The sequence below is a fragment of the Pseudomonas sp. Gutcm_11s genome (assembly GCF_028649395.1).
Classification (GTDB): domain Bacteria; phylum Pseudomonadota; class Gammaproteobacteria; order Pseudomonadales; family Pseudomonadaceae; genus Aquipseudomonas.
On sequence record NZ_JAQSUW010000014.1, the window covers coordinates 37,726 to 58,909 of the forward strand.

Sequence of the window (21,184 nt, forward strand, 5' to 3'; positions counted from 1 at the left end):
TCTGTAGAAAAACTACAAGAATGCTGCACCTTTCCGAGACCCAGAAGTATCGTTCGTCGTGCCACCAGTACGGCGGATTGTCAGACCACGAAAACAAACGGAGTCCAGCATGGGATACCAGAAGATCCAGGTGCCTGCGAGCGGCGAAAAGATCACCGTCAACGCCGACATGTCCCTGAACGTACCGAACAACCCGATCATTCCTTTCATCGAGGGTGACGGCATCGGTGTCGACATCAGCCCGGTGATGATCAAGGTCGTCGACGCTGCCGTCGAGAAAGCCTACGCCGGCCAGCGCAAGATCGCCTGGATGGAAGTTTACGCCGGTGAAAAAGCCACCCAGGTCTACGACCAGGATACCTGGCTGCCGAAAGAAACCCTGGAGGCCGTGCGCGACTACGTCGTGTCCATTAAAGGCCCGCTGACCACTCCGGTCGGTGGCGGTATCCGCTCCCTGAACGTGGCTCTGCGTCAAGAGCTGGACCTGTATGTCTGCCTGCGCCCGGTGCGCTGGTTCGAAGGCGTGCCTAGCCCGGTCAAGAAGCCTGGCGATGTCGACATGACCATCTTCCGCGAGAACTCGGAAGACATTTATGCCGGTATCGAGTGGAAGGCCGGTTCGCCAGAAGCGACCAAGGTCATCAAGTTCCTGAAAGAAGAAATGGGCGTCACCAAGATCCGTTTCGACCAGGACTGCGGTATCGGCGTCAAGCCGGTTTCCAAAGAAGGTACCAAGCGTCTGGTGCGCAAGGCTCTGCAATACATCGTCGACAACGACCGTGAATCGCTGACCATCGTGCACAAAGGCAACATCATGAAGTTCACCGAAGGTGCCTTCAAAGATTGGGGCTACGAAGTTGCCCGTGACGAGTTCGGCGCCGAGCTGCTGGACGGCGGTCCTTGGATGCAATTCAAGAACCCGAACACCGGCAAGAACGTTGTAGTCAAAGACGCCATCGCCGACGCCATGCTGCAGCAGATCCTGCTGCGTCCGGCCGAGTACGACGTTATCGCTACCCTGAACCTGAACGGTGACTACCTGTCCGACGCCCTGGCGGCTGAAGTGGGTGGTATCGGTATCGCTCCGGGCGCCAACCTGTCCGACAACGTCGCCATGTTCGAAGCTACTCACGGCACCGCGCCGAAGTACGCTGGTCAGGACAAGGTCAACCCGGGTTCGGTCATCCTCTCCGCTGAGATGATGCTGCGCCACATGGGTTGGCTGGAAGCTGCTGACCTGATCATCAAGGGCACCAACGGCGCTATCGCCGCGAAGACTGTGACCTATGACTTCGAGCGACTGATGGACGGCGCCAAGCTGCTGTCCTGCTCTGAGTTCGGTGACGCCCTCATCGCCCACATGTAAGCGACGAGCGGTAAACAAAAAGGCCGGTCACTTGACCGGCCTTTTTCATTTGAGCTCTATTCAGGCTTCTACTGGAGTGCTTTGCGGCGCGCTAGCGGTCGCCGGAGATTCACTGGTTGCCAGAGCTGCGCTGATATTCACGGCGTGCAGGCCCTTGGGGCCTTGCAGAATATCGAACCTGACCGCTTGGCCGGCCTTGAGAGTCTTATAGCCGTCCATCTGGATAGCCGAGTAATGGGCGAACAGGTCCTCATCTCGGCCGTCGGCCACGATGAAGCCGTAGCCCTTGGCGTTGTTGAACCACTTGACCTTACCGCTAAGCATGCTGACATCCCTCTGCAAAGGACTCCATCACTGGAGTATCATCCACTTCAGCTCCACGTCCGACTTCGGCCATTTTGGCGCTAGCCGCGGAACCCCGATACCCGAGTAGGGTATTCACTGTTTGTAACACCGTTTTGCCTTTAGTCAAGGTGCCAGGACGACCGCCCGAGAGGTGGTTCAAACTCTACTGGCATCACCCTCCGACCGGTCACGACAGCTTTAGTTCAGCATGCATTCACGCAGCCAGATTCGACTAACATTCAATCAGGATCGCCCCGCCGAGCACGATGACGACTCTGGTGGTTTGGCCGTGCAGGAGGCGAAGCCCGCGTTGCAGGCGCCGCCTATGTATAAGGTCCTGATGTTCAACGACGATTACACTCCGATGGATTTTGTGGTCGAAGTTTTAGAGCTCTTTTTTGGTATGAACCGAGAGGCGGCCACCAAGGTCATGCTTACTGTTCATACAGAAGGAAAAGCGGTTTGCGGGTTGTTTACCCGCGACATCGCAGAGACGAAAGCGATGCAGGTTAACCAGTACGCCCGGGATAGCCAGCATCCGCTACTCTGTGAGATAGAGAAGGACGGCTGATGTCGTCTCGCTTGGGCAAGAGGTGAAGCTATGTTGAATCGAGAGCTGGAAGTCACCCTCAATCTGGCCTTCAAGGAGGCACGTGCCAAGCGCCATGAGTTCATGACGGTCGAGCATCTGCTTCTCGCGTTACTGGATAACGAGGCTGCAGCGACCGTACTGCGCGCCTGTGGCGCCAACCTGGACAAGCTCCGGCATGATCTGCAGGAGTTCATTGACTCCACTACGCCGTTGATCCCACAGCACGACGAAGAGCGCGAAACCCAGCCTACCCTGGGCTTCCAGCGCGTACTGCAGCGTGCCGTATTCCATGTGCAAAGCTCCGGCAAGCGTGAAGTGACGGGCGCCAACGTGTTGGTCGCCATCTTCAGCGAGCAGGAAAGCCAGGCCGTGTTCCTGCTGAAGCAGCAGAGCGTGGCCCGCATCGATGTGGTCAATTACATTGCCCACGGCATTTCCAAGGTGCCTGGTCATACTGACCAGCACGAGAGTGAGCAGGAGATGCAGGATGACGAGGGCGGCGAGTCCTCGTCCTCGGGCAATCCGCTCGATGCCTATGCCAGCAACCTCAACGAACTGTCGCGCCTGGGGCGGATCGACCCGCTGGTCGGTCGCGAGCATGAAGTAGAGCGTGTTGCGCAGATTCTTGCGCGCCGTCGTAAGAACAACCCGCTGCTGGTTGGTGAGGCTGGTGTCGGCAAAACCGCCATCGCCGAAGGTTTGGCCAAACGCATCGTCGATGGCCAGGTTCCAGACTTGCTGTCCGAGAGCGTGGTCTATTCCCTCGACCTCGGTGCGCTGCTGGCTGGTACCAAGTACCGCGGCGACTTCGAGAAGCGCTTCAAGGCGCTGCTCAACGAGCTGCGCAAGCGCCCGCACGCCATTCTGTTCATCGACGAAATCCACACCATCATTGGTGCAGGGGCTGCGTCTGGCGGGGTAATGGATGCGTCCAACCTGCTCAAGCCGCTGCTGTCGTCGGGTGAGATTCGCTGCATCGGCTCCACCACCTTCCAGGAGTTCCGTGGCATCTTCGAGAAGGATCGGGCTCTGGCTCGGCGCTTCCAGAAGGTCGATGTCACCGAGCCTTCCGTCGAAGACACCGTGGGGATCCTCAAGGGGCTCAAGGCGCGCTTCGAACAGCACCACCATATCGAGTACAGCGACGAAGCCCTGCGTGCGGCGGCCGAGTTGGCGGCGCGCTACATCAATGATCGACATATGCCGGACAAGGCCATCGATGTGATCGACGAGGCGGGTGCCTATCAGCGCCTGCAGCCGGAAGAGAAGCGCGCCAAGCGCATCGAGGTGGCTCAGGTCGAGGATATCGTTGCCAAGATCGCGCGGATTCCGCCGAAGCATGTCAGCAGCTCGGACAAAGAGCTGCTGCGTAACCTGGAGCGCGACCTCAAGCTCACCGTATTCGGTCAGGATGCGGCAATCGATTCGCTATCGACCGCGATCAAGCTGTCTCGTGCCGGCCTCAAGGCACCGGACAAGCCGGTTGGCTCCTTCCTGTTTGCCGGTCCGACCGGCGTCGGCAAGACCGAGGCGGCTCGGCAGCTAGCCAAGGCTATGGGTATCGAGCTGGTGCGCTTCGACATGTCCGAGTACATGGAGCGGCATACCGTGTCGCGCCTGATCGGTGCGCCGCCCGGCTACGTTGGGTTCGACCAGGGTGGGCTGCTGACCGAAGCTGTTACCAAGCAGCCGCACTGTGTGCTGTTGCTCGATGAGATCGAGAAGGCGCACCCGGAGGTCTTCAATCTGCTGTTGCAGGTGATGGATCACGGCACCTTGACCGATAACAACGGGCGCAAGGCCGACTTCCGCAACGTGATTCTGATCATGACCACCAACGCCGGCGCCGAAACGGCATCGCGCGCCTCGATCGGCTTCACGCTGCAGGACCATTCGTCCGATGCCATGGAAGTGATCAAGAAGAGCTTCACGCCGGAGTTCCGCAATCGCCTGGACACCATCATCCAGTTCGGTCGCCTGAGTCACGAGACCATCAAGAGCATCGTCGACAAGTTCCTCACCGAGCTGCAGGCGCAGCTGGAGGACAAGCGAGTGCAGCTGGATGTCAGCGATGCAGCGCGCAGCTGGCTGGCGGAGCGTGGCTACGACGTGCAGATGGGGGCTCGCCCGATGGCGCGGTTGATCCAGGATCGCATCAAGCGGCCGTTGGCCGAGGAGATCCTGTTCGGCGAGCTGGCGGAGCATGGCGGCCTGGTGCATGTCGATCTCGAGAATGGCGAGTTGCACTTCGAGTTCGAGACCACCGCCGAGCCGGCCTGATCGGCAGGCAAACGAAAACGCCCGGCATCGCCGGGCGTTTTTGCATTCGGATTCCGCGTGGTGGGAATCAGCGGGCGCGGTAGGTGATGCGGCCCTTGCTCAGGTCGTACGGCGTCAGTTCAACGCGGACCTTGTCGCCAGTCAGAATGCGGATGTAATTCTTGCGCATCTTGCCGGAGATGTGCGCGGTAACGACGTGCCCGTTTTCCAACTCCACTCGGAACATGGTGTTGGGCAGGGTGTCGACGACAGTACCTTCCATTTCGAAGCTGTCTTCTTTCGACATGCAGTAAAGCCCTCGGTATTCAAAGATTGGCTCGGCGCAACGATGCCCAAGCAAAAGCGGCGTGCATTGTGCCCGAAAAGGGTAAGGGCCGCCAAGTGGCTGGAAGGTCGGGAAATGGCCGGCTCAGGTCAGTACGACCCAGCGCTGATTGACGAACAGCTCGATGGGGCGGTACTGGGTCTTGTAGTTCATCTTCCGGCAATTCTTGATCCAGTACCCGAGATAGACCGCTTGCAGGCCCAAGCGTGCGGTTTCGCCGATCTGCCAGAGAATGGCGAAACGGCCCAGGCTGCGGCGCTCTTCGGCGGGGTCGTAGAAGGTGTAGACGGCCGACAGGCCGTTGGGCAGCGCATCGGTGACGGCTACTGCAACTAGTCGACCAGCCAGACGGAACTCATAGAAGCGGGCGAACGGCAGGTCGCGAACCAGGAAGGTGCTGAACTGGTCGCGGCTAGGTGGGTACATGTCGCCGTCGGCGTGGCGTTGCTCGATGTAGCGCACATAGAGGGCGTAATACTCCTCGTTGAACGCCGGGCGCACGGCGCGGACCTGGATGTCGGCGTTGCGCTTGAGGATGCGCTTCTGTTGGCGATTGGGAATGAACTGGTCGGCAGGTATGCGCGCAGGAACGCATGCAGTGCAGCGCTGGCAGTGCGGGCGATAGAGGTGGTCGCCGCTGCGGCGAAAGCCCATTTCCGAAAGCTCGGCATAGACCTGCACATCCATGGGCTGGCTGGGATCGAGAAACAGAGTGGTGGCCTGTTCCTCGGGCAGATAGCTGCATGGGTGAGGCTGAGTGGCGTAGAACTTGAGTCGAGCCAGCTCGGTCATGGCTGATCCTCGGGAAACCTCTTGGGCAAGTGTATGCCAGGGCAGAGGGTGCTACCACCTGCTCTCATGCACGCCAATTGGCGCCGCTGGACTGTTCCAGAAAGCGCTGCAGGTAGTCGGCAAACTCTTGGCGAGGAATGGCGCGGGCGCCAAAGCTATGCAGGTGCTGGGTGGGCATCTGGCAGTCGATCAGGGCGAAGCCCCAGTCACGCAGCTTGCCGACCACGGTGGCGAAGCCGACCTTGGAGGCATTGTCGGCGCGGCTGAACATCGATTCGCCGAAGAACAGTCTGCCCATCGCCAGGCCATAGAGGCCGCCGACCAGTTCATCGCCTTGCCAGACTTCTACCGAGTGAGCGAGGCCGCGCAGATGCAGGTCCAGGTAGGCGGCGCGCATGGTGTCGGTGATCCAGGTGCCATCGGCGTAGTCGCGTGGGCCGGCGCAGCCGTCGATGACGGCGGCGAAATCCTGGTCGAAAGTCACGCGATAGCGCTGCTGGCGTAGCAACTTGGCCAGGCTGCGCGACAGGTGGAACTCTTCAGGAAATAGCACCGTGCGCGGATCGGGTGACCACCACAGCAAGGGCTGGCCTTCACTGAACCAGGGGAAGCAGCCGTGGCGATAGGCGGCAATCAGGCGTTCGGCAGACAGGTCGCCGCCAGCGGCCAGCAAGCCGTTGGGCTCGCGTAGGGCGCGGTCCAGTGGTGGGAAGTCCAGCGAGTCGCGCTGCAGCCAGGTCAGCATAGGGAGGAGGGCAGGGCGGGTGCCAGGCGCCCGCCCATAGGCTCAGGCGTCGAGGTACTTTTCGGCGTCCAGCGCGGCCATGCAGCCAGCGCCGGCCGAGGTGATGGCCTGGCGGTAGACGTGGTCGGCCACGTCGCCGGCGGCGAACACGCCCTCGATACTGGTGGCGGTTGCGTTGCCTTCGCTGCCGCTCTGGACGACCAGATAGCCGTCGCGCATTTCCAGCTGACCCTTGAACAGGTCGGTGTTGGGCTTGTGGCCGATGGCGATGAACACGCCGGCCAGTTGCAGTTCCTTGGTGCTGCCGTCGGCGGTGCTCTTCAGGCGTACGCCGGTCACGCCGGTGTTGTCGCCCAGAACTTCGTCCAGAGTGTGGTTCCAGTGGAGGCGCACGTTGCCGTTGGCGGCCTTGTCGAACAGCTTGTCCTGCAGGATCTTCTCCGAGCGCAGCTTGTCGCGGCGGTGGATCAGGTGTACTTCCTTGGCGATGTTGGACAGGTACAGGGCCTCTTCGACGGCAGTGTTGCCGCCACCGATCACGCAGACCACCTGGTTGCGATAGAAGAAGCCGTCGCAGGTGGCGCAGGCGGAGACGCCCTTGCCGGCGAAGGCCTCTTCGGACGGCAGGCCGAGGTACTGGGCGCTGGCGCCGGTGGCGATGATCAGTGCGTCGCAGGTGTAGGTGCCGCTATCGCCCTTGAGGGTGAACGGCTTGCTCTGCAACTCGGCGGTATGGATATGGTCGTAGACGATCTCGGTATCGAAGCGCTCGGCGTGCTCCTGCATGCGCTGCATCAGTGCCGGGCCGGTCAGGCCGTGAACGTCGCCCGGCCAGTTGTCGACTTCAGTGGTGGTGGTCAGCTGGCCGCCAGGCTGGATGCCGGTGATGACGACAGGCTTAAGGTTGGCGCGGGCAGCGTACACGGCGGCGGTGTAACCGGCGGGGCCGGAGCCCAGGATGATCAGGCGGGAATGCTTGACTTCGCTCATAAAAAGACCCCATAAGCCTTTGTCACAAAAGAGAATGCATGCTCCAATTGGGCCGCACGCAAGGGATAGCCGGGTATCCTACACCGAAGCAGGATTGGCCGGCAAAACGGCACTGTAGCCTGGCATGACACCTGTAAATTTGTACAATAGTCGCGTCCTTGCGCGTTCCACCGATCGCGCCACAAGCGCAGGAATGACAACCTTTTGAAGAATTCCAGCTCAGCAGCCCAGGCCCCGGTCTGGCGTCAGCAATTGCATTATCGCCTCAAGGAGGGCGCGCTGATCGCGCTCGGCGCTCTCTGCCTGATCCTGTGGATGGCTCTGCTGACCTATGACCAGAACGATCCGGGCTGGAGCCACACCAGCAGCGCCCAGCAGGTACAGAATGCCGCCGGGCGCGCGGGCGCCTGGTTCGCCGACGTGCTGTTCATGGCGCTGGGCTACTTCGCCTATGTGTTCCCGCTGCTGCTGGCCGTGAAGACCTGGCAGGTATTCCGCAACCGCCACGAGCCCTGGCAGTGGAGCGGCTGGCTGTTCTCCTGGCGCATGATCGGCCTGGTATTCCTGGTTCTCGCCGGTGCCGGCCTGGCACACATCCAGTTCCAGTCCGCCCCTGGCCTGCCGGCCTCGGCAGGCGGCGCCCTGGGCGAAAGCCTCGGCCACCTGGCCAAGGACGCACTCAACGTCCAGGGCAGCACCTTGCTGTTCCTGGCCCTGTTCCTGTTCGGCCTGACTGTGTTCACCGACCTGTCCTGGTTCAAGATGATGGACCTGACCGGCAAGATCACCCTCGACCTGATCGAACTGGTGCACAGCCTGATCACCCGCTGGTGGGAGTCGCGCCTGCAGCGCAAGCAGCTGGTAGCCCAGTTGCGCGAGGTGGACGAGCGTGTCGCCGAGGTCGCCGCCCCGGTGGTGCTGGATCGCCGCGAGCAGGCCAAGGTCAAGGAGCGTTTGATCGAGCGCGAGGAAACCCTGGCCAAGCACATGGTCGAGCGCGAGACCCGCGTTGCGCCTGTTATCGCTCCGCCTCCGCCGCCCAAGGCCGCCGAGCCGAGCAAGCGTGTGCTCAAGGAGAAGCAGGTATCGCTGTTCGAGGACGGCGCCGCCGTTGCCGGCACCCTGCCGCCTATTTCCATCCTCGACGTGGCGGAAAAGAAGCAGAAGAGCTTCTCGCCCGAGTCGCTGGAGGCCATGTCGCGCCTGCTGGAGATCAAACTCAAGGAGTTCGGTGTCGAGGTGGTGGTGGAGTCCGTGCACCCGGGCCCGGTGATCACCCGCTTCGAAATCCAGCCGGGCGTGGGCGTGAAGGTCAGCCGCATCTCCAACCTGGCCAAGGATCTGGCGCGCTCGCTGGCGGTGATCAGCGTGCGCGTGGTCGAGGTCATTCCGGGCAAGACCACCGTCGGTATCGAAATTCCCAACGAAGACCGCCAGATCGTGCGTTTCTCCGAGGTGCTGTCCTCGCCGGAGTACGACGATGCCAAGTCGCCGGTGACCCTGGCCCTGGGCCACGATATCGGCGGCAAGCCGGTGATCACCGACCTGGCCAAGATGCCGCACCTGCTGGTGGCCGGTACCACCGGCTCCGGTAAGTCGGTCGGCGTCAACGCCATGATCCTGTCGATCCTGTTCAAGTCCGGCCCGGAAGACGCGCGGATGATCATGATCGACCCGAAGATGCTCGAACTGTCGATCTACGAGGGCATCCCGCACCTGCTGTGTCCGGTAGTGACCGACATGAAGGAGGCCGCCAACGCTCTGCGCTGGTCGGTGGCCGAGATGGAGCGCCGCTACAAGCTGATGGCGGCCATGGGTGTGCGTAACCTGGCTGGCTTCAACCGCAAGGTGAAGGACGCCGAGGAAGCCGGCACGCCGCTGTCCGATCCGCTGTACAAGCGCCAGTCGATGGAAGACGAGGCGCCGTTGCTGAAGACCCTGCCGACCATCGTCGTGGTGGTCGACGAATTCGCCGACATGATGATGATCGTCGGCAAGAAGGTCGAAGAGCTGATCGCGCGTATCGCGCAGAAGGCGCGGGCCGCCGGTATCCACCTGATCCTCGCTACCCAGCGCCCATCGGTGGACGTGATCACCGGCCTGATCAAGGCCAACATCCCGACGCGTATGGCGTTCCAGGTATCCAGCAAGATCGACTCGCGGACCATCCTCGACCAGGGCGGCGCCGAACAGTTGCTCGGCCACGGCGACATGCTCTACCTGCCGCCGGGCACTGGCCTGCCGATTCGCGTACATGGCGCCTTCGTCTCTGACGATGAAGTGCATCGCGTGGTCGAGGCCTGGAAGCAGCGCGGCGCGCCGGACTATATCGAAGACATCCTGGCCGGCGTCGAAGAGGCCGGCAGCGGCTTCGAAGGTGGCGGTAGCGGCGAAGGCGGCGAGGGCAGCGAGGAAGACCCGCTGTACGACGAGGCCGTCAACTTCGTCCTGGAAAGCCGCCGTGCCTCCATCTCCGCCGTGCAGCGCAAGCTGAAGATCGGCTACAACCGCGCCGCGCGCATGATCGAGGCCATGGAGATGGCTGGCGTCGTGACCCCGATGAACACCAACGGCTCGCGCGAAGTCATAGCGCCGGGGCCGTCCCGAGACTGACAAAGAGGATTTCCATGCGCCTGATCCGCATGTTGCTGCTGGCCGCGCTGGCCTGCAGTCCCGTTCTTGCCCATGCCGACGACGAGGCAGCGGTGAAGCGCCTGACCGGCCTGCTCGACCAGGCTCAGACCCTGACCGGGCGCTTCTCCCAGTTGACCCTCGATGGTTCGGGCACCCAGCTGCAGGAAACTTCTGGCCAGATGGCGCTCAAGCGCCCGGGCCTGTTCCGCTGGCACACCGATGCGCCGCAGGAGCAGCTGCTGGTGTCCAACGGCCAGAAGGTCTGGCTGTACGACCCGGACCTGATGCAGGTGACCATCCAGACCCTAGACCAGCGCATGACCCATACCCCGGCGCTGCTGCTGTCCGGTGATGTATCGAAGATCCGCGAGAACTTCGAGATCACCTACAAGGAAGGCGGCGACGTGGTCGACTTCATCCTCAAGCCCAAGGCCAAGGACAGCCTGTTCGACAACCTGCGCCTGTCGTTCCGCAAAGGCGTGATCAACGACATGCAGCTGATCGACAGCATCGGCCAGCGCACCAACATCCTGTTCCTCGGCGTGAAGATGAACGAGAAGCTGGATGCCGCGCAGTTCGACTTCCAGGTGCCGGAAGGCGCCGACGTCATCCAGGAATAACGAGGCCTTCGTACACCGTGGATCTGTTCCGCTCCGCTCCTGTCGCCCAGCCCCTGGCGGCGCGCCTGCGCGCCACCAGCCTGGACGAATACGTCGGTCAGGAGCATGTGCTGGGGCAGGGCAAGCCTCTGCGTGAGGCGCTGGAGCAGGGCGCGCTGCACTCGATGATCTTCTGGGGCCCGCCCGGGGTCGGCAAGACCACCCTGGCCAAGCTGTTGGCCCAGGTCTCCGAAGCGCACTTCGAGACGATCTCCGCCGTACTTTCCGGCGTGAAGGAAATCCGCCAGTCGGTGGAAGTGGCCAAGCAGCAGGCGGCCCAGTACGGCCGTCGCACCATCCTCTTCGTCGACGAGGTGCACCGCTTCAACAAGAGTCAGCAGGATGCCTTCCTGCCCTATGTCGAAGACGGCACCCTGATCTTCATCGGTGCCACCACCGAGAACCCGTCCTTCGAGCTGAACAACGCCTTGCTGTCGCGGGCCCGCGTCTATGTGCTGAAGAGCCTGGACGAGGCGGCTATGCGCAAGTTGGTGGCGCGCGCGCTGGGCGAGGACAAGGGCCTCGGCAAGCGCAACCTGAGCCTGCCGGAAGAGAGTTTCCAGATTCTCCTGGCTGCCGCCGATGGCGATGGCCGGCGTCTGCTCAACCTGCTGGAGAACGCTGCCGACCTGGCCGAGGATGGCGGCGAGATGGGTCCGGAGCTGCTGCACAATCTGCTGGGCGACAGCCGCCGCCGTTTCGACAAGGGTGGCGAGGCCTTCTACGACCAGATTTCCGCGCTACACAAGTCGGTGCGCGGCTCCAATCCCGATGCCGCCCTGTACTGGTATGCGCGCATGATCGACGGCGGCTGCGACCCGCTGTACCTGGCGCGGCGCGTGGTGCGCATGGCCAGCGAAGATATCGGCAACGCTGACCCGCGTGCCTTGACCCTGTGTCTGAATGCCTGGGATGTACAGGAGCGCCTCGGCAGCCCCGAGGGCGAGCTGGCAGTGGCCCAGGCCATCGTCTATCTCGCCTGCGCGCCGAAGAGCAATGCGGTGTACATGGGCTTCAAGGCCGCCATGCGCGAGGCCGCCGAGCACGGCTCGCTGGAGGTGCCGCTGCACCTGCGCAACGCGCCAACCAGGCTGATGAAGGAGCTGGGCTACGGCGAGGAATACCGCTACGCCCACGACGAGCCGGACGCCTACGCTGCCGGTGAGGATTATTTCCCCGAGGAACTGGAGCCGCGCCGTTACTACGAGCCGGTACCCCGTGGCCTCGAACTGAAGATTCGCGACAAGCTGGCCCACCTGGCGAGCCTGGATGCTGCCAGCCCGCGGCGGAGACGCAAGCCATGATCGGTGTAGTATTCGCCGTCGCCCTGGGCGGCATGATCGGTACCCTGGTGCGCTATGCGACCGGTAACTGGGTCACCAGCCACTTTCCCCAGCATTTCTACAGCGCTACCCTGGCGGTCAACATTGTCGGCTGCCTGATGATCGGCTATCTGTACGGCCTGTTCGTCATGCGCCCGGAAGTGCCGGAAGCGCTGCGCGCCGGGTTGATGGTCGGTTTCCTCGGCGGCCTGACCACCTTTTCATCCTTTTCCCTCGACACGCTGCGCCTGCTGGAAAACGGCCAGGCACCTGTAGCCATCGGCTATGCGGCCATCAGCGTGTTGGGCGGCCTGCTCGCTACCTGGGCCGGCCTGACATTAACCAAGCTCTGAACGAGAACCTCCCATGCTCGACTCCAAACTGGTCCGTACCCAACTGCAAGAGATTGCGGACCGCCTGGCAACCCGTGGCTTCCAACTGGACGTGGCGCGCTTTGACGCGCTCGAGTCCCAGCGCAAGTCGGTGCAGATGCGCACCGAACAGCTGCAGGCCGAGCGTAACTCCCGCTCCAAGTCCATCGGCCAGGCCAAGGCCCGTGGCGAGGACATCGCGCCGCTGCTGGCGGAAGTCGACAAGATGGGCAGCGACCTGGAAGAGGGCAAGCGCGAGCTGGACAGCATCCAGACCGAGCTGGATAACCTGCTGCTGAACATCCCCAACCTGCCGCACGAATCCGTACCGGTGGGCGCGGACGAAGACGGCAACGTCGAAGTGGCGCGCTGGGGCACCCCGCGCAGCTTCGATTTCCCGGTTCAGGACCACGTCGCCCTCGGCGAGCAACACGGCTGGCTGGACTTCGAGACCGCCGCCAAGCTTTCCGGCGCACGTTTCGCCCTGCTGCGCGGCCCCATCGCCCGCCTGCACCGCGCCCTGGCCCAGTTCATGATCAACCTGCACACCGGCGAGCACGGCTACGAGGAGGCCTACACCCCGTACCTGGTGCAGGCCCCGGCCCTGCAGGGCACCGGCCAGCTGCCGAAGTTCGAGGAAGACCTGTTCAAGATCACCCGCGAAGGTGAGGCAGACTTCTACCTGATCCCGACCGCCGAGGTATCGCTGACCAACATCGTCTCCGGCGAAATCCTCGATGCCAAGCAGCTGCCGCTGAAGTTCGTCGCCCACACCCCGTGCTTCCGCAGCGAGGCGGGCGCCTCCGGTCGCGATACCCGCGGCATGATCCGCCAGCACCAGTTCGACAAGGTCGAGATGGTGCAGATCGTCGATCCGGCCACCTCCTTCGAGGCTCTGGAAGGCATGACCGCCAACGCCGAGCGCGTGCTGCAGCTGCTCGAGCTGCCATACCGCAAGCTGGCCCTGTGCACCGGCGATATGGGCTTCTCTGCGGTGAAGACCTACGACCTGGAAGTCTGGGTGCCGAGCCAGGACAAGTACCGCGAAATCTCCTCCTGCTCCAACTGCGGCGACTTCCAGGCCCGCCGTATGCAGGCGCGCTTCCGCAACCCGGAAACCGGCAAGCCGGAGCTGGTGCACACCCTCAACGGCTCCGGCCTGGCAGTGGGCCGCACCCTGGTGGCGGTGCTGGAGAACTACCAGCAGGCCGACGGCAGCATCCGCGTGCCGGAAGTGCTGAAGCCCTATATGGGCGGCATCGAGATCATCGGCTAAGGCCTGATCGCCGTGCACAATAGCGGGGTGGCGATGGCCACCCCGTTTTTTTACCTCTGGTGAGAGTGAGTCATGGATTTCCTTCCGCTGTTCCACAAGCTTCAGGGGCGTGTCGTGCTGGTCGTTGGCGGTGGCGAGGTGGCGCTGCGCAAGGCTCGCCTGCTGAGCGATGCCGGTGCGCAGCTACGCGTGGTGGCGCCGGAGATTCGTGGCGACCTGCGTGAGCTGGCGGGTGAAGGGGCGACCGCCCTGCGTGGCTACGAGTCCGCGGACCTGCAGGGCGTGGCCCTGGTGATCGCCGCGACCGACGACGAGCCGCTCAATGCGCGCATCTCCGCCGAGGCCCAGGCTCTGGGGGTGCCGGTCAATGTGGTGGACGCGCCGGCCTTGTGCAGCGTGATCTTCCCGGCCATCGTCGATCGTTCGCCGCTGATCGTCGCCGTCACCAGTGGCGGCGACGCGCCGGTGCTGGCGCGACTGATCCGCGCCAAGATCGAGACCTGGATTCCCGCCACCTACGGTCAACTGGCCGGCCTGGCGAAGAAATTCCGCGAGCGGGTCAAGCAGCTGTTCCCCGATGTGCAGCAGCGCCGGGTGTTCTGGGAGGACGTATTCCAGGGGCAGATCGCCGAGAGCGTGTTCGCCGGTAAGCTGGGCGAGGGTGAGCGCCTGCTCGAGGCGAAGATCGCCGGTGCCGCGCCGCGCGCGCTGGGCGAGGTCTACCTGGTCGGTGCCGGTCCGGGTGATCCTGACCTGCTGACCTTCCGCTCCCTGCGCCTGATGCAGCAGGCCGATGTGGTGCTCTACGACCGCCTGGTGGCACCGGCCATCATCGAGCTGTGCCGCCGCGATGCCGAACGCATTTATGTCGGCAAGCGTCGCTCTGAGCATGCGGTGCCGCAGGAGGAGATCAACCAGCTGCTGGTGGACCTGGCCAAGCAGGGCAAGCGCGTGTTGCGCCTCAAGGGCGGCGATCCGTTCATCTTCGGCCGTGGTGGCGAGGAGATCGAGCAGCTGGCGGCCGAGGGTATCCAGTTCCAGGTGGTGCCGGGCATCACCGCGGCTTCCGGTTGCGCGGCCTACGCCGGCATCCCGCTGACTCACCGTGACCATGCCCAGTCCGTGCGCTTCGTCACCGGTCACCTCAAGGATGGCAGCACCGACCTGCCGTGGGGCGATCTGGTGGCGCCGGGCCAGACCCTGGTGTTCTATATGGGCCTGGTCGGCCTACCGAGCATCTGCCAGGAGCTGATCGCCCACGGTCGCGCCGCCGACACGCCGGCGGCCCTGGTGCAGCAAGGCACCACGCAGAACCAGCGGGTGTTCACCGGCACCCTGGCCAACCTGCCGCAGCTGGTGGCCGAGCACGAGGTGCACGCGCCGACCCTGGTGATCGTCGGCGAAGTGGTCACCCTGCGTGAGAAGCTGGCCTGGTTCGACAAGGCCTAACTAAGCCTTCAGCTCCTCATCCTTTGCGGGCGATGCCGCGTCCGCTCAGGTGCTCACGCCCGTGAGGGCCGTCGAAGCTCTGCTGCGGCCCCAGTGGCACGATGCCGGTCGGGTTGATGGTACGGTGGCTGGCGTAGTAGTGGTGCTTGATGTGCTGGAAGTCCACGGTCTGCGCCACGCCCGGCAGCTGGTACAGCTCGCGCAGCCAGCCGCTGAGGTTCGGGTAGTCCGCCAGGCGTCGCAGGTTGCACTTGAAGTGGCCGTGGTACACCGCGTCGAAGCGGATCAACGTGGTGAACAGGCGGATATCGGCCTCGGTCAGGTGCTCGCCGGTCAGGTATCGGCGCTTGCTCAGTAGCTGCTCCAGGTGGTCCAGTTCGTCGAACAGCGTGCCGAAGGCCTCCTCGTAGGCTTCCTGGGTGGTGGCGAAGCCGGCGCGGTACACGCCGTTGTTCACCGCCGGGTAGATGCGTGCGTTGAGTTCGTCGATCTCGCCGCGCAGCGCCTCCGGGTAGAGGTCCAGGTCGTTGCCGGTGATGCCGTCGAAGGCCGAGTTGAACATGCGGATGATCTCCGCCGACTCGTTGCTGACGATGCGCTGTTGCTGCTTGTCCCACAGCAGCGGCACGGTCACCCGGCCGGTGTACTGCGCATCGTCACGGGTATAGCGCTGGTGCAGGAACTGCAGGCCATCCAGGGCGTCGCCGCTGGAGCCGGTCTCGGTGTCGAAGGTCCAGCCCTGTTCGCGCATCAGCCAACTGACCACCGAGACGTCGATCAGCTCGCTCAAGCCCTTGAGCTGGCGGTAGATCAGCGTGCGGTGGGCCCAGGGGCAGGCCAGCGAGACGTAGAGGTGGTAGCGGCCCGCCTCGGCGCGGAAGCCCCCTTCGCCGCTCGGGCCTGGCGCGCCGTCGGCGGTGATCCAGTTGCGGCGCTGGGCGTTCTCGCGCTGGAAACGGCCGTCTTTGCTGGTGTCATACCACTGGTCATGCCAGCGGCCTTCGATGAGCTGTCCCATGGCGGGCTCCCTTTGCAGATAACTGTTGGAGCCCAGTCTATGGGTTTGTGTTCGATGAAAAAGCGCAAAAACAGGGTTGCAACTATCGATCAGATCGATTGGTGGCGTGCGCCCCAGCGCCTGCGGGCCTCGGCGAAGGCTGCATCGCGATCCAGCCCCAGTCCGCGCAGGGCCAGCGCCATACTGCTGAGCACCGCCAGCTCGCCATAGCTGTCGCCAAGCTCGCCACGCCAGAAGGCCAGCAAGTGCTGTGGTTCCAGGCTCTCCGGCTTGACGTGGCGTTGAGCGGAGAGGGCGGGCCACTCTTCGTCCCAGTTCTCGCCGTTCTCGGTTCCGTACAGATGGCAGATGCCGTCCGGGTTGACCTCGATCTCGCCACCTTCGCCCTTGACCACGATGGCGTGGTCGCCGAGCAGCTGGCTGGCCTCGCGGTGCACCGCCTGGTAGCCGGGGTGGAAGATGCTCTGCAGGCCGACTCGCGCGCCCAGCGGATTGAGGATGCGCGCCAGCGAGTGGATCGGTGAGCGCAGGCCCAGGGTGTTGCGCAGGTCGATCATCCGCTGCAGCTGCGGTGCCCAGGCGCCCAGAGGCGTGAAGGCCAGGTTGTGGCGATTCAGAGTCTGGCCGACTTCGCTCCAGCTGCCGCACAGCGGAATCTCCAGCGTCTGCAGCAGTTGCTCGCTGTACAGGCGCCCGGCGGTATGCGCGCCGCCTCCGTGGATCAGTACGCGCACGCCGCTGGCTGCCAGTGCCTTGATCGCCAGCAGGAACCAGGGCAGATGGCGCTTCTTGCCGGCATAGGTCGGCCAGTCGATGTCCACGGCGATCTGCGGCGCATTCAGGCGCTCGCGAATGGCCTCGGTGAAGCCGGCCAGCTCCTCAGCGCTTTCTTCCTTGTGCCGCAGCAGCATGAGGAAGGCGCCCAGCTGGGTGTCCTCGACCTTGCCGTCGAGCAGCATACCCATGGCCTCGCGCGCTTCCTCGCGGGTCATGCTGCGTGCGCCGCGCTTGCCCTTGCCGAGGATGCGTACGAACTGGGCGAAGGGATGTTCCGGTGGGGCGACGAGATTCATAGGCAATTCGTAGGCTTGGGCAGGCCGGCCAGCTTGGCGGCGAGTTTGGCGGGGGTGCCCTTGAACAGGCGGTTGAGGTGCAGGCTGTTGCCTTTTTCCGGGCCCAGCTTGAGGGCCGCGTACTTGATCAGCGGGCGGGTGGCCGGCGACAGCTGGAATTCGGCGTAGAAGGCGCGTAGTAGCTCGAGGATTTCCCAATGCTCGGCGGACAGCTGCAGCTCCTCGAGGCCGGCCAGCGCCTCGGCGGCGGCCGGCGACCAGTCGCTCAGCTCAACGAGGAAGCCGTCCTTGTCCAGGGCGATTTCCTGGCCATCGATCAGCAGTGCGCTCATAGCCAGCTGTTGACCTTGGCGTAGCGGCCACAGAGCTCAACGAACGCTGGGTAGTCGATCGCCTGGGCGCGAGCCGGCGCATTCAGGGCGCGGGCTTGCAGGTCTTCGTCTAGCGCATACAGGGCAATGCTGGCGGGCATCAGTTCCAGCGCCTGCAGTTGGGCGGTGCCGGGCTGCAGGGCATACACGGCGTCCCCGCTCAGCAGCACGCCGTCGTCGGGGCCGAGCAGGCGCAGGCAGCTGGCCAGGCGGCTGTCGCTGAAGGGCGAATGGGAAAGCAGGTGCAATGTGGCCATCAGATGGTTACCACCTGGTCGAAACGGTCGAGGAGCTGGGTGAGGGCGCCATCATCCAGCTGCTCCACTGGCAGGATCAGCTGGGCATCGTTCAGGCCACGCTCGGCCAGGCTGCGGCTGGAGACGAACAGCTCTTCCACGCCGAACAGCGGCAGCGCCTGCAGGTTGGCGGTCAGGTCCTTCTGCTGCAGCGTGGAAGACTGCTGGCCGGCAACCATCTGGAACACGCCGTCGTCGAGAAACAGCAGGCCCAGCGGCAGGTCGAAGGCGCCGCCGGCCAGGGCGATGTCCAGCGCCTCGCGGGCGGACGGGCCGGCCCAGGGCGCCTGGCGGCTGATGATCAGCATCGACTTGCTCATCAGTGGCCTCCGAAGCAGACCAGGCGGTCTGCCATCTGCGCCGCTTCGTGCAGCTGGCCGAGGCCGGACAGCTCCCAGGGCTTGTCCAGATTGGCCGCCGGCTTGCCATAACGCTGCGCCTCTTCGGCGTTGAGTACGCCCCTGCGCAGGGCGGCGGCAATGCAGACCACGGCATCGAGTTGGTGCTCCTGCACGAAGGTGCGCCACTCGCCGGCGAGGTCGAGCTCGTCCTGCGGGCTCGCCACGTTGCCGGACGCGCTGTGCACGCCGTCCTGGTAGAAGAACAGGCGGGCGATATCGTGGCCTCCATCGAGCGCCGCCTGGGCGAAGCGCAGGGCGCGGCGCGAGGAGGGGGCGTGGGTGGGAGCGAACAGGGCGATGGCGAACTTCATGACGGCTCTGCAGCGGGTGCGAATGCCGCCATGATAAACGCCGAGGCATGAAAAAGCCCGCCGAAGCGGGCTCGTTCAATAGTGCAGTGAATCAGTCATCGCTGCCCATGATGCCGAAGATCTGCAGCAGGCTGACGAACAGGTTGTAGATCGACACGTACAGGCTGATGGTAGCCATCACGTAGTTGCGTTCGCCGCCATGGATGATGTCGCTGGTCTGGTACAGGATGCAGGCCGATGCGAACAGCACGAAGCCGGCGCTGATGGCCAGTTGCAGGCCGCTGATCTGGAAGAAGAAGCCGGCGACCATAGCGCCCAGCAGAACGAAACAGCCGGCGGTGATGAAGCCACCGAGGAAGCTCATGTCCTTGCGGGTGGTCAGCACATAGGCGGACAGGCCGAAGAACACCAGAGCGGTCATGCCCAGCGCGCTGGCGATCAGCTCGCCGCCGTTGGCCATGCCCAGGTACATGTTGAGGATCGGGCCCAATACGTAGCCCATGAAGCCGGTCAGGGCGAAGGTGGTGAGCAGGCCCCAGCCGCTGTTACGCAGCTTGGCAGTGAGGAAGAACAGGCCGTAGAAGCCGACCAGAGTCACGATGAAGCCCGGGTGGGGCAGATTCAGTTGGGCGCTGAAGAAGGCGCAGAGCGCGCTGAACACCAGGGTCATGGCCAGCAGGCCATAGGTGTTGCGCAGAACCTTGCTGGTTTCCAGCTGGTCCGCCTGCGCGTGGGCGAGTGCGTAGTCCTGTTCGTGCATGGCATCCCTCCTGAGGGGGTGAAAATCCGTGGTCATCCCGATCATAACAGAGCATTTCCCACTGCCAATGCCGAGAGTTTGACAGTGTGTTGCGTTCGGGTAGTATGGCGGCCCGCGAATCCGGAGGGTTGGCAGAGCGGTTGAATGCAACGGTCTTGAAAACCGTCGAACGTGAAAGCGTTCCCAGGGTTCGAATCCCTGGCCCTCCACCAAATTTGACAAGCAAGGGTCTAGACGGTGTCTAGGCCCTTTTTTGTGCCCGAAGAAAACTGCTCGCTGCGGTTTCTAGTCGGTCAGGGCCGGGCAGCTGCCTTGCAGGTTGTCGTCGAAGCCGGTGACGCGCGGCAGCCCCTTGCCATCTGCGCCGGCATTGCAGGCGATGTGGTAGATGGTGTTCTGGCTGTAGGGCAGCTCCCATGAATGGTGGGTTTTCGACAGGTCCGCATCGACGGCGGACCTGCCAAGAACGACGCTGGGGAAGTCCGTGCCGTTGTGAATGCAGATCTGGTTGGCCTGCAGGGGGTGCTTATCCGACTGCAGGGCCCCAGGAGCAGGCATGTAGCACCAGGCGACGCCTACGTTGTGGTTGCAGTTGTTGATCAGGGTGATGGTGTTCGGGCCGCCACTGCTGATCTGGATGCAACCGTTTACCGCCGCTGCGCTCTGGTCGGACACTTGCCGCGCTGCGACTTGGCGTGAGGGCTTGGTCGTACCGACGGCGGCCAGGGTACTTGCCAGTCGTTTGAGCCCCTTGTTGCGTAGTGCCTCGCCTTGCTCGACCTCCGCTGTGCTGCGCTTGAGTGCCAGCGCAGTGCTCTGGCGCGCCTGTTGGTCGGCATAGACCGCGGCGAGTGTCATCTCGCCCAGGCTGGCGTAGCGCGAGCTTTTCAGTGCAGCGACGCGCAGCTGCTCCTGCGCTGATGCATCGCGCTGCCGGGTGTTTGGGTCCGCCTGCAGCTGTTTCACCCGCGCCTGGCGTTTCTGCAACTGCTGGGCCTCGTTCGAGTAGCCGTGGGCGCGGGCGAATCGGCTGGCGAGTTGCTGATACAGGTCGGCCTCTTCTGCGTACTGGCCGGACAAGCCGAACAGATAGAGCTGCATGGTCAGGGTCGGCCGTCCGAGTGCTTCGGAGCGGCTGGCCGCCTTGCTCAGCTCCAGGCCTGGTCCGCTGTAGAGCATCCGTATGTCGTCCTGTCGTGCGAGTAACTCCTGGTAGTGCTCAAGCGCCTTGTGCTGGTCACGTGTCTGCCAGTACTCGGCCAGGCGACTCTCGGCCTGAGCTAGCAGCGCTCCTGCCCGGGGCGTGCTGTCGGTGATCTCTTCGGGCTGCTGCCAGGCCTGCGATGCTGCGCGCTGTGCGCTGGTGAGTGCGGCGAACTCACGGTCTGGCGAGGTGCTCTGTCGATAGTTGTCGGCTGCCATCAGGTAGTACGACGCAGCGCTGCTCCAGAACCGTTGCTCTTCACTGCGCCGCGCCTCGCTCAGGTTGCTCTTGGCGGCCTCCTGGTGCCTGCCGGCTCGGGCAAGATCAACGCCAGAATTCGGCTTGAGAGGAAAGGAGCAGCCCGCTAGCAGTGCCGAGAGGCCCAGCATCCATGCTCGTTTGGTCATCGTCATTGCTGGTTCCTGCACCGATATGTTGGCTTTGCGTTACGCCTGTTTGTCGATGCCATGTATCTCCATGAGTTCCCTTCTGCCGCTTTCGAGCGAAAGGGGTGAGCGGGGAGTGAATTTTCTGCATGCCGGCTCTTGCCGGTTTATTGATTTAAATAACTTATTGATATTTAAGTTATTTGTTTGATTTTTAG

General features: G+C 63.4%; 22 protein-coding genes and 1 tRNA gene. 10 read left to right on the top strand and 13 right to left on the bottom strand.

Features of this window, described 5'->3' with window-relative positions:
* Positions 1-109 precede the first annotated feature (109 nt).
* A complete protein-coding gene (gene icd / locus PTT45_RS11190) occupies positions 110-1,366 on the top strand; it encodes an NADP-dependent isocitrate dehydrogenase (protein WP_273813358.1) in 1,257 nt (418 codons plus the stop codon).
* A 60-nt stretch (positions 1,367-1,426) separates the two neighbouring features.
* Here icd and cspD read toward each other — a convergent pair whose 3' ends face one another.
* The gene (gene cspD, locus PTT45_RS11195; RefSeq protein ID WP_273813359.1) at positions 1,427-1,690 is read right to left on the bottom strand and encodes a cold shock domain-containing protein CspD; all 264 of its coding nucleotides are present in this window, start codon (positions 1,688-1,690) and stop codon (positions 1,427-1,429) included.
* A 229-nt stretch (positions 1,691-1,919) separates the two neighbouring features.
* Here cspD and clpS point away from each other — a divergent pair, with 229 nt between their 5' ends.
* Positions 1,920-2,282 carry an ATP-dependent Clp protease adapter ClpS gene (gene clpS, locus PTT45_RS11200; RefSeq protein ID WP_273813361.1) on the top strand — a complete coding sequence of 121 codons (363 nt, stop codon included), beginning with the start codon at positions 1,920-1,922 and terminating at the stop codon, positions 2,280-2,282.
* 30 nt (positions 2,283-2,312) lie between these two features.
* Entirely contained in the window at positions 2,313-4,583 is a 2,271-nt protein-coding gene (clpA, locus tag PTT45_RS11205; protein WP_273813363.1) for an ATP-dependent Clp protease ATP-binding subunit ClpA, read from the top strand.
* A gap of 67 nt (positions 4,584-4,650) precedes the next feature.
* Here the strand turns inward: clpA and infA are convergent, their stop codons facing one another.
* From infA to trxB, 4 genes are all read right to left on the bottom strand, one after another.
* Complete coding sequence (gene infA / locus PTT45_RS11210) at positions 4,651-4,869, bottom strand: translation initiation factor IF-1 (protein WP_002553999.1); 219 nt, start codon at positions 4,867-4,869, stop codon at positions 4,651-4,653.
* A gap of 123 nt (positions 4,870-4,992) precedes the next feature.
* On the bottom strand, positions 4,993-5,700 hold the full coding sequence (locus PTT45_RS11215; RefSeq protein WP_273813364.1) for an arginyltransferase: 708 nt from the start codon (positions 5,698-5,700) through the stop codon (positions 4,993-4,995).
* 64 nt (positions 5,701-5,764) lie between these two features.
* Positions 5,765-6,445 (bottom strand): leucyl/phenylalanyl-tRNA--protein transferase, encoded by a 681-nt coding sequence (gene aat / locus PTT45_RS11220; protein ID WP_273813365.1) that lies wholly within the window; start codon positions 6,443-6,445, stop codon positions 5,765-5,767.
* Between the two features lie 42 nt (positions 6,446-6,487).
* Positions 6,488-7,435, bottom strand: a complete 948-nt coding sequence (gene trxB, locus PTT45_RS11225) for a thioredoxin-disulfide reductase (RefSeq protein ID WP_273813367.1) — start codon at positions 7,433-7,435, stop codon at positions 6,488-6,490.
* Positions 7,436-7,639: 204 nt separating this feature from the next.
* Between trxB and ftsK the strand changes: the two genes are divergently transcribed.
* The 6 genes from ftsK to cysG all read left to right on the top strand — a co-directional run bounded on the left by ftsK (position 7,640) and on the right by cysG (position 15,146).
* Positions 7,640-10,048, top strand: a complete 2,409-nt coding sequence (gene ftsK / locus PTT45_RS11230) for a DNA translocase FtsK (RefSeq protein WP_273813368.1) — start codon at positions 7,640-7,642, stop codon at positions 10,046-10,048.
* A gap of 14 nt (positions 10,049-10,062) precedes the next feature.
* Positions 10,063-10,689: an outer membrane lipoprotein chaperone LolA gene (gene lolA, locus PTT45_RS11235; RefSeq protein ID WP_273813369.1), complete on the top strand. Its 627-nt coding sequence runs from the start codon at positions 10,063-10,065 to the stop codon at positions 10,687-10,689.
* A 17-nt stretch (positions 10,690-10,706) separates the two neighbouring features.
* Entirely contained in the window at positions 10,707-12,032 is a 1,326-nt protein-coding gene (locus PTT45_RS11240; protein ID WP_273813370.1) for a replication-associated recombination protein A, read from the top strand.
* Positions 12,029-12,403 (top strand): fluoride efflux transporter CrcB, encoded by a 375-nt coding sequence (crcB, locus tag PTT45_RS11245; RefSeq protein ID WP_273813371.1) that lies wholly within the window; start codon positions 12,029-12,031, stop codon positions 12,401-12,403. Before PTT45_RS11240 ends, crcB begins: the two co-directional genes overlap by 4 nt.
* Positions 12,404-12,416: 13 nt before the next feature.
* Positions 12,417-13,697: a serine--tRNA ligase gene (gene serS / locus PTT45_RS11250; RefSeq protein WP_273813372.1), complete on the top strand. Its 1,281-nt coding sequence runs from the start codon at positions 12,417-12,419 to the stop codon at positions 13,695-13,697.
* Between the two features lie 72 nt (positions 13,698-13,769).
* Positions 13,770-15,146: a siroheme synthase CysG gene (cysG, locus tag PTT45_RS11255; RefSeq protein WP_273813373.1), complete on the top strand. Its 1,377-nt coding sequence runs from the start codon at positions 13,770-13,772 to the stop codon at positions 15,144-15,146.
* 16 nt (positions 15,147-15,162) lie between these two features.
* Here the strand turns inward: cysG and PTT45_RS11260 are convergent, their stop codons facing one another.
* The 7 genes from PTT45_RS11260 to PTT45_RS11290 all read right to left on the bottom strand — a co-directional run bounded on the left by PTT45_RS11260 (position 15,163) and on the right by PTT45_RS11290 (position 19,376).
* The gene (locus PTT45_RS11260; protein WP_273813375.1) at positions 15,163-16,164 is read right to left on the bottom strand and encodes a glutathione S-transferase family protein; all 1,002 of its coding nucleotides are present in this window, start codon (positions 16,162-16,164) and stop codon (positions 15,163-15,165) included.
* A gap of 89 nt (positions 16,165-16,253) precedes the next feature.
* Positions 16,254-17,237, bottom strand: coding sequence for a glycosyl transferase family protein (locus tag PTT45_RS11265; protein ID WP_273813377.1), 984 nt, complete (start codon positions 17,235-17,237; stop codon positions 16,254-16,256).
* Positions 17,234-17,569 (bottom strand): TusE/DsrC/DsvC family sulfur relay protein, encoded by a 336-nt coding sequence (locus tag PTT45_RS11270; RefSeq protein WP_273813379.1) that lies wholly within the window; start codon positions 17,567-17,569, stop codon positions 17,234-17,236. Before PTT45_RS11270 ends, PTT45_RS11265 begins: the two co-directional genes overlap by 4 nt.
* On the bottom strand, positions 17,566-17,865 hold the full coding sequence (gene tusB / locus PTT45_RS11275; RefSeq protein WP_273813381.1) for a sulfurtransferase complex subunit TusB: 300 nt from the start codon (positions 17,863-17,865) through the stop codon (positions 17,566-17,568). The genes PTT45_RS11270 and tusB overlap by 4 nt, the downstream gene beginning before the upstream one ends.
* On the bottom strand, positions 17,865-18,224 hold the full coding sequence (gene tusC / locus PTT45_RS11280) for a sulfurtransferase complex subunit TusC (RefSeq protein WP_273813383.1): 360 nt from the start codon (positions 18,222-18,224) through the stop codon (positions 17,865-17,867). Before tusC ends, tusB begins: the two co-directional genes overlap by 1 nt.
* Positions 18,224-18,616, bottom strand: a complete 393-nt coding sequence (gene tusD / locus PTT45_RS11285; protein ID WP_273813384.1) for a sulfurtransferase complex subunit TusD — start codon at positions 18,614-18,616, stop codon at positions 18,224-18,226. Before tusD ends, tusC begins: the two co-directional genes overlap by 1 nt.
* Positions 18,617-18,707: 91 nt before the next feature.
* A complete protein-coding gene (locus PTT45_RS11290) occupies positions 18,708-19,376 on the bottom strand; it encodes a Bax inhibitor-1/YccA family protein (RefSeq protein ID WP_273813385.1) in 669 nt (222 codons plus the stop codon).
* A 122-nt stretch (positions 19,377-19,498) separates the two neighbouring features.
* Here PTT45_RS11290 and PTT45_RS11295 point away from each other — a divergent pair.
* A tRNA-Ser gene (locus PTT45_RS11295) sits at positions 19,499-19,588 on the top strand.
* Between the two features lie 73 nt (positions 19,589-19,661).
* Here the strand turns inward: PTT45_RS11295 and PTT45_RS11300 are convergent.
* Positions 19,662-20,993, bottom strand: coding sequence for a hypothetical protein (locus PTT45_RS11300; protein ID WP_273813387.1), 1,332 nt, complete (start codon positions 20,991-20,993; stop codon positions 19,662-19,664).
* Positions 20,994-21,184: the final 191 nt, after the last annotated feature.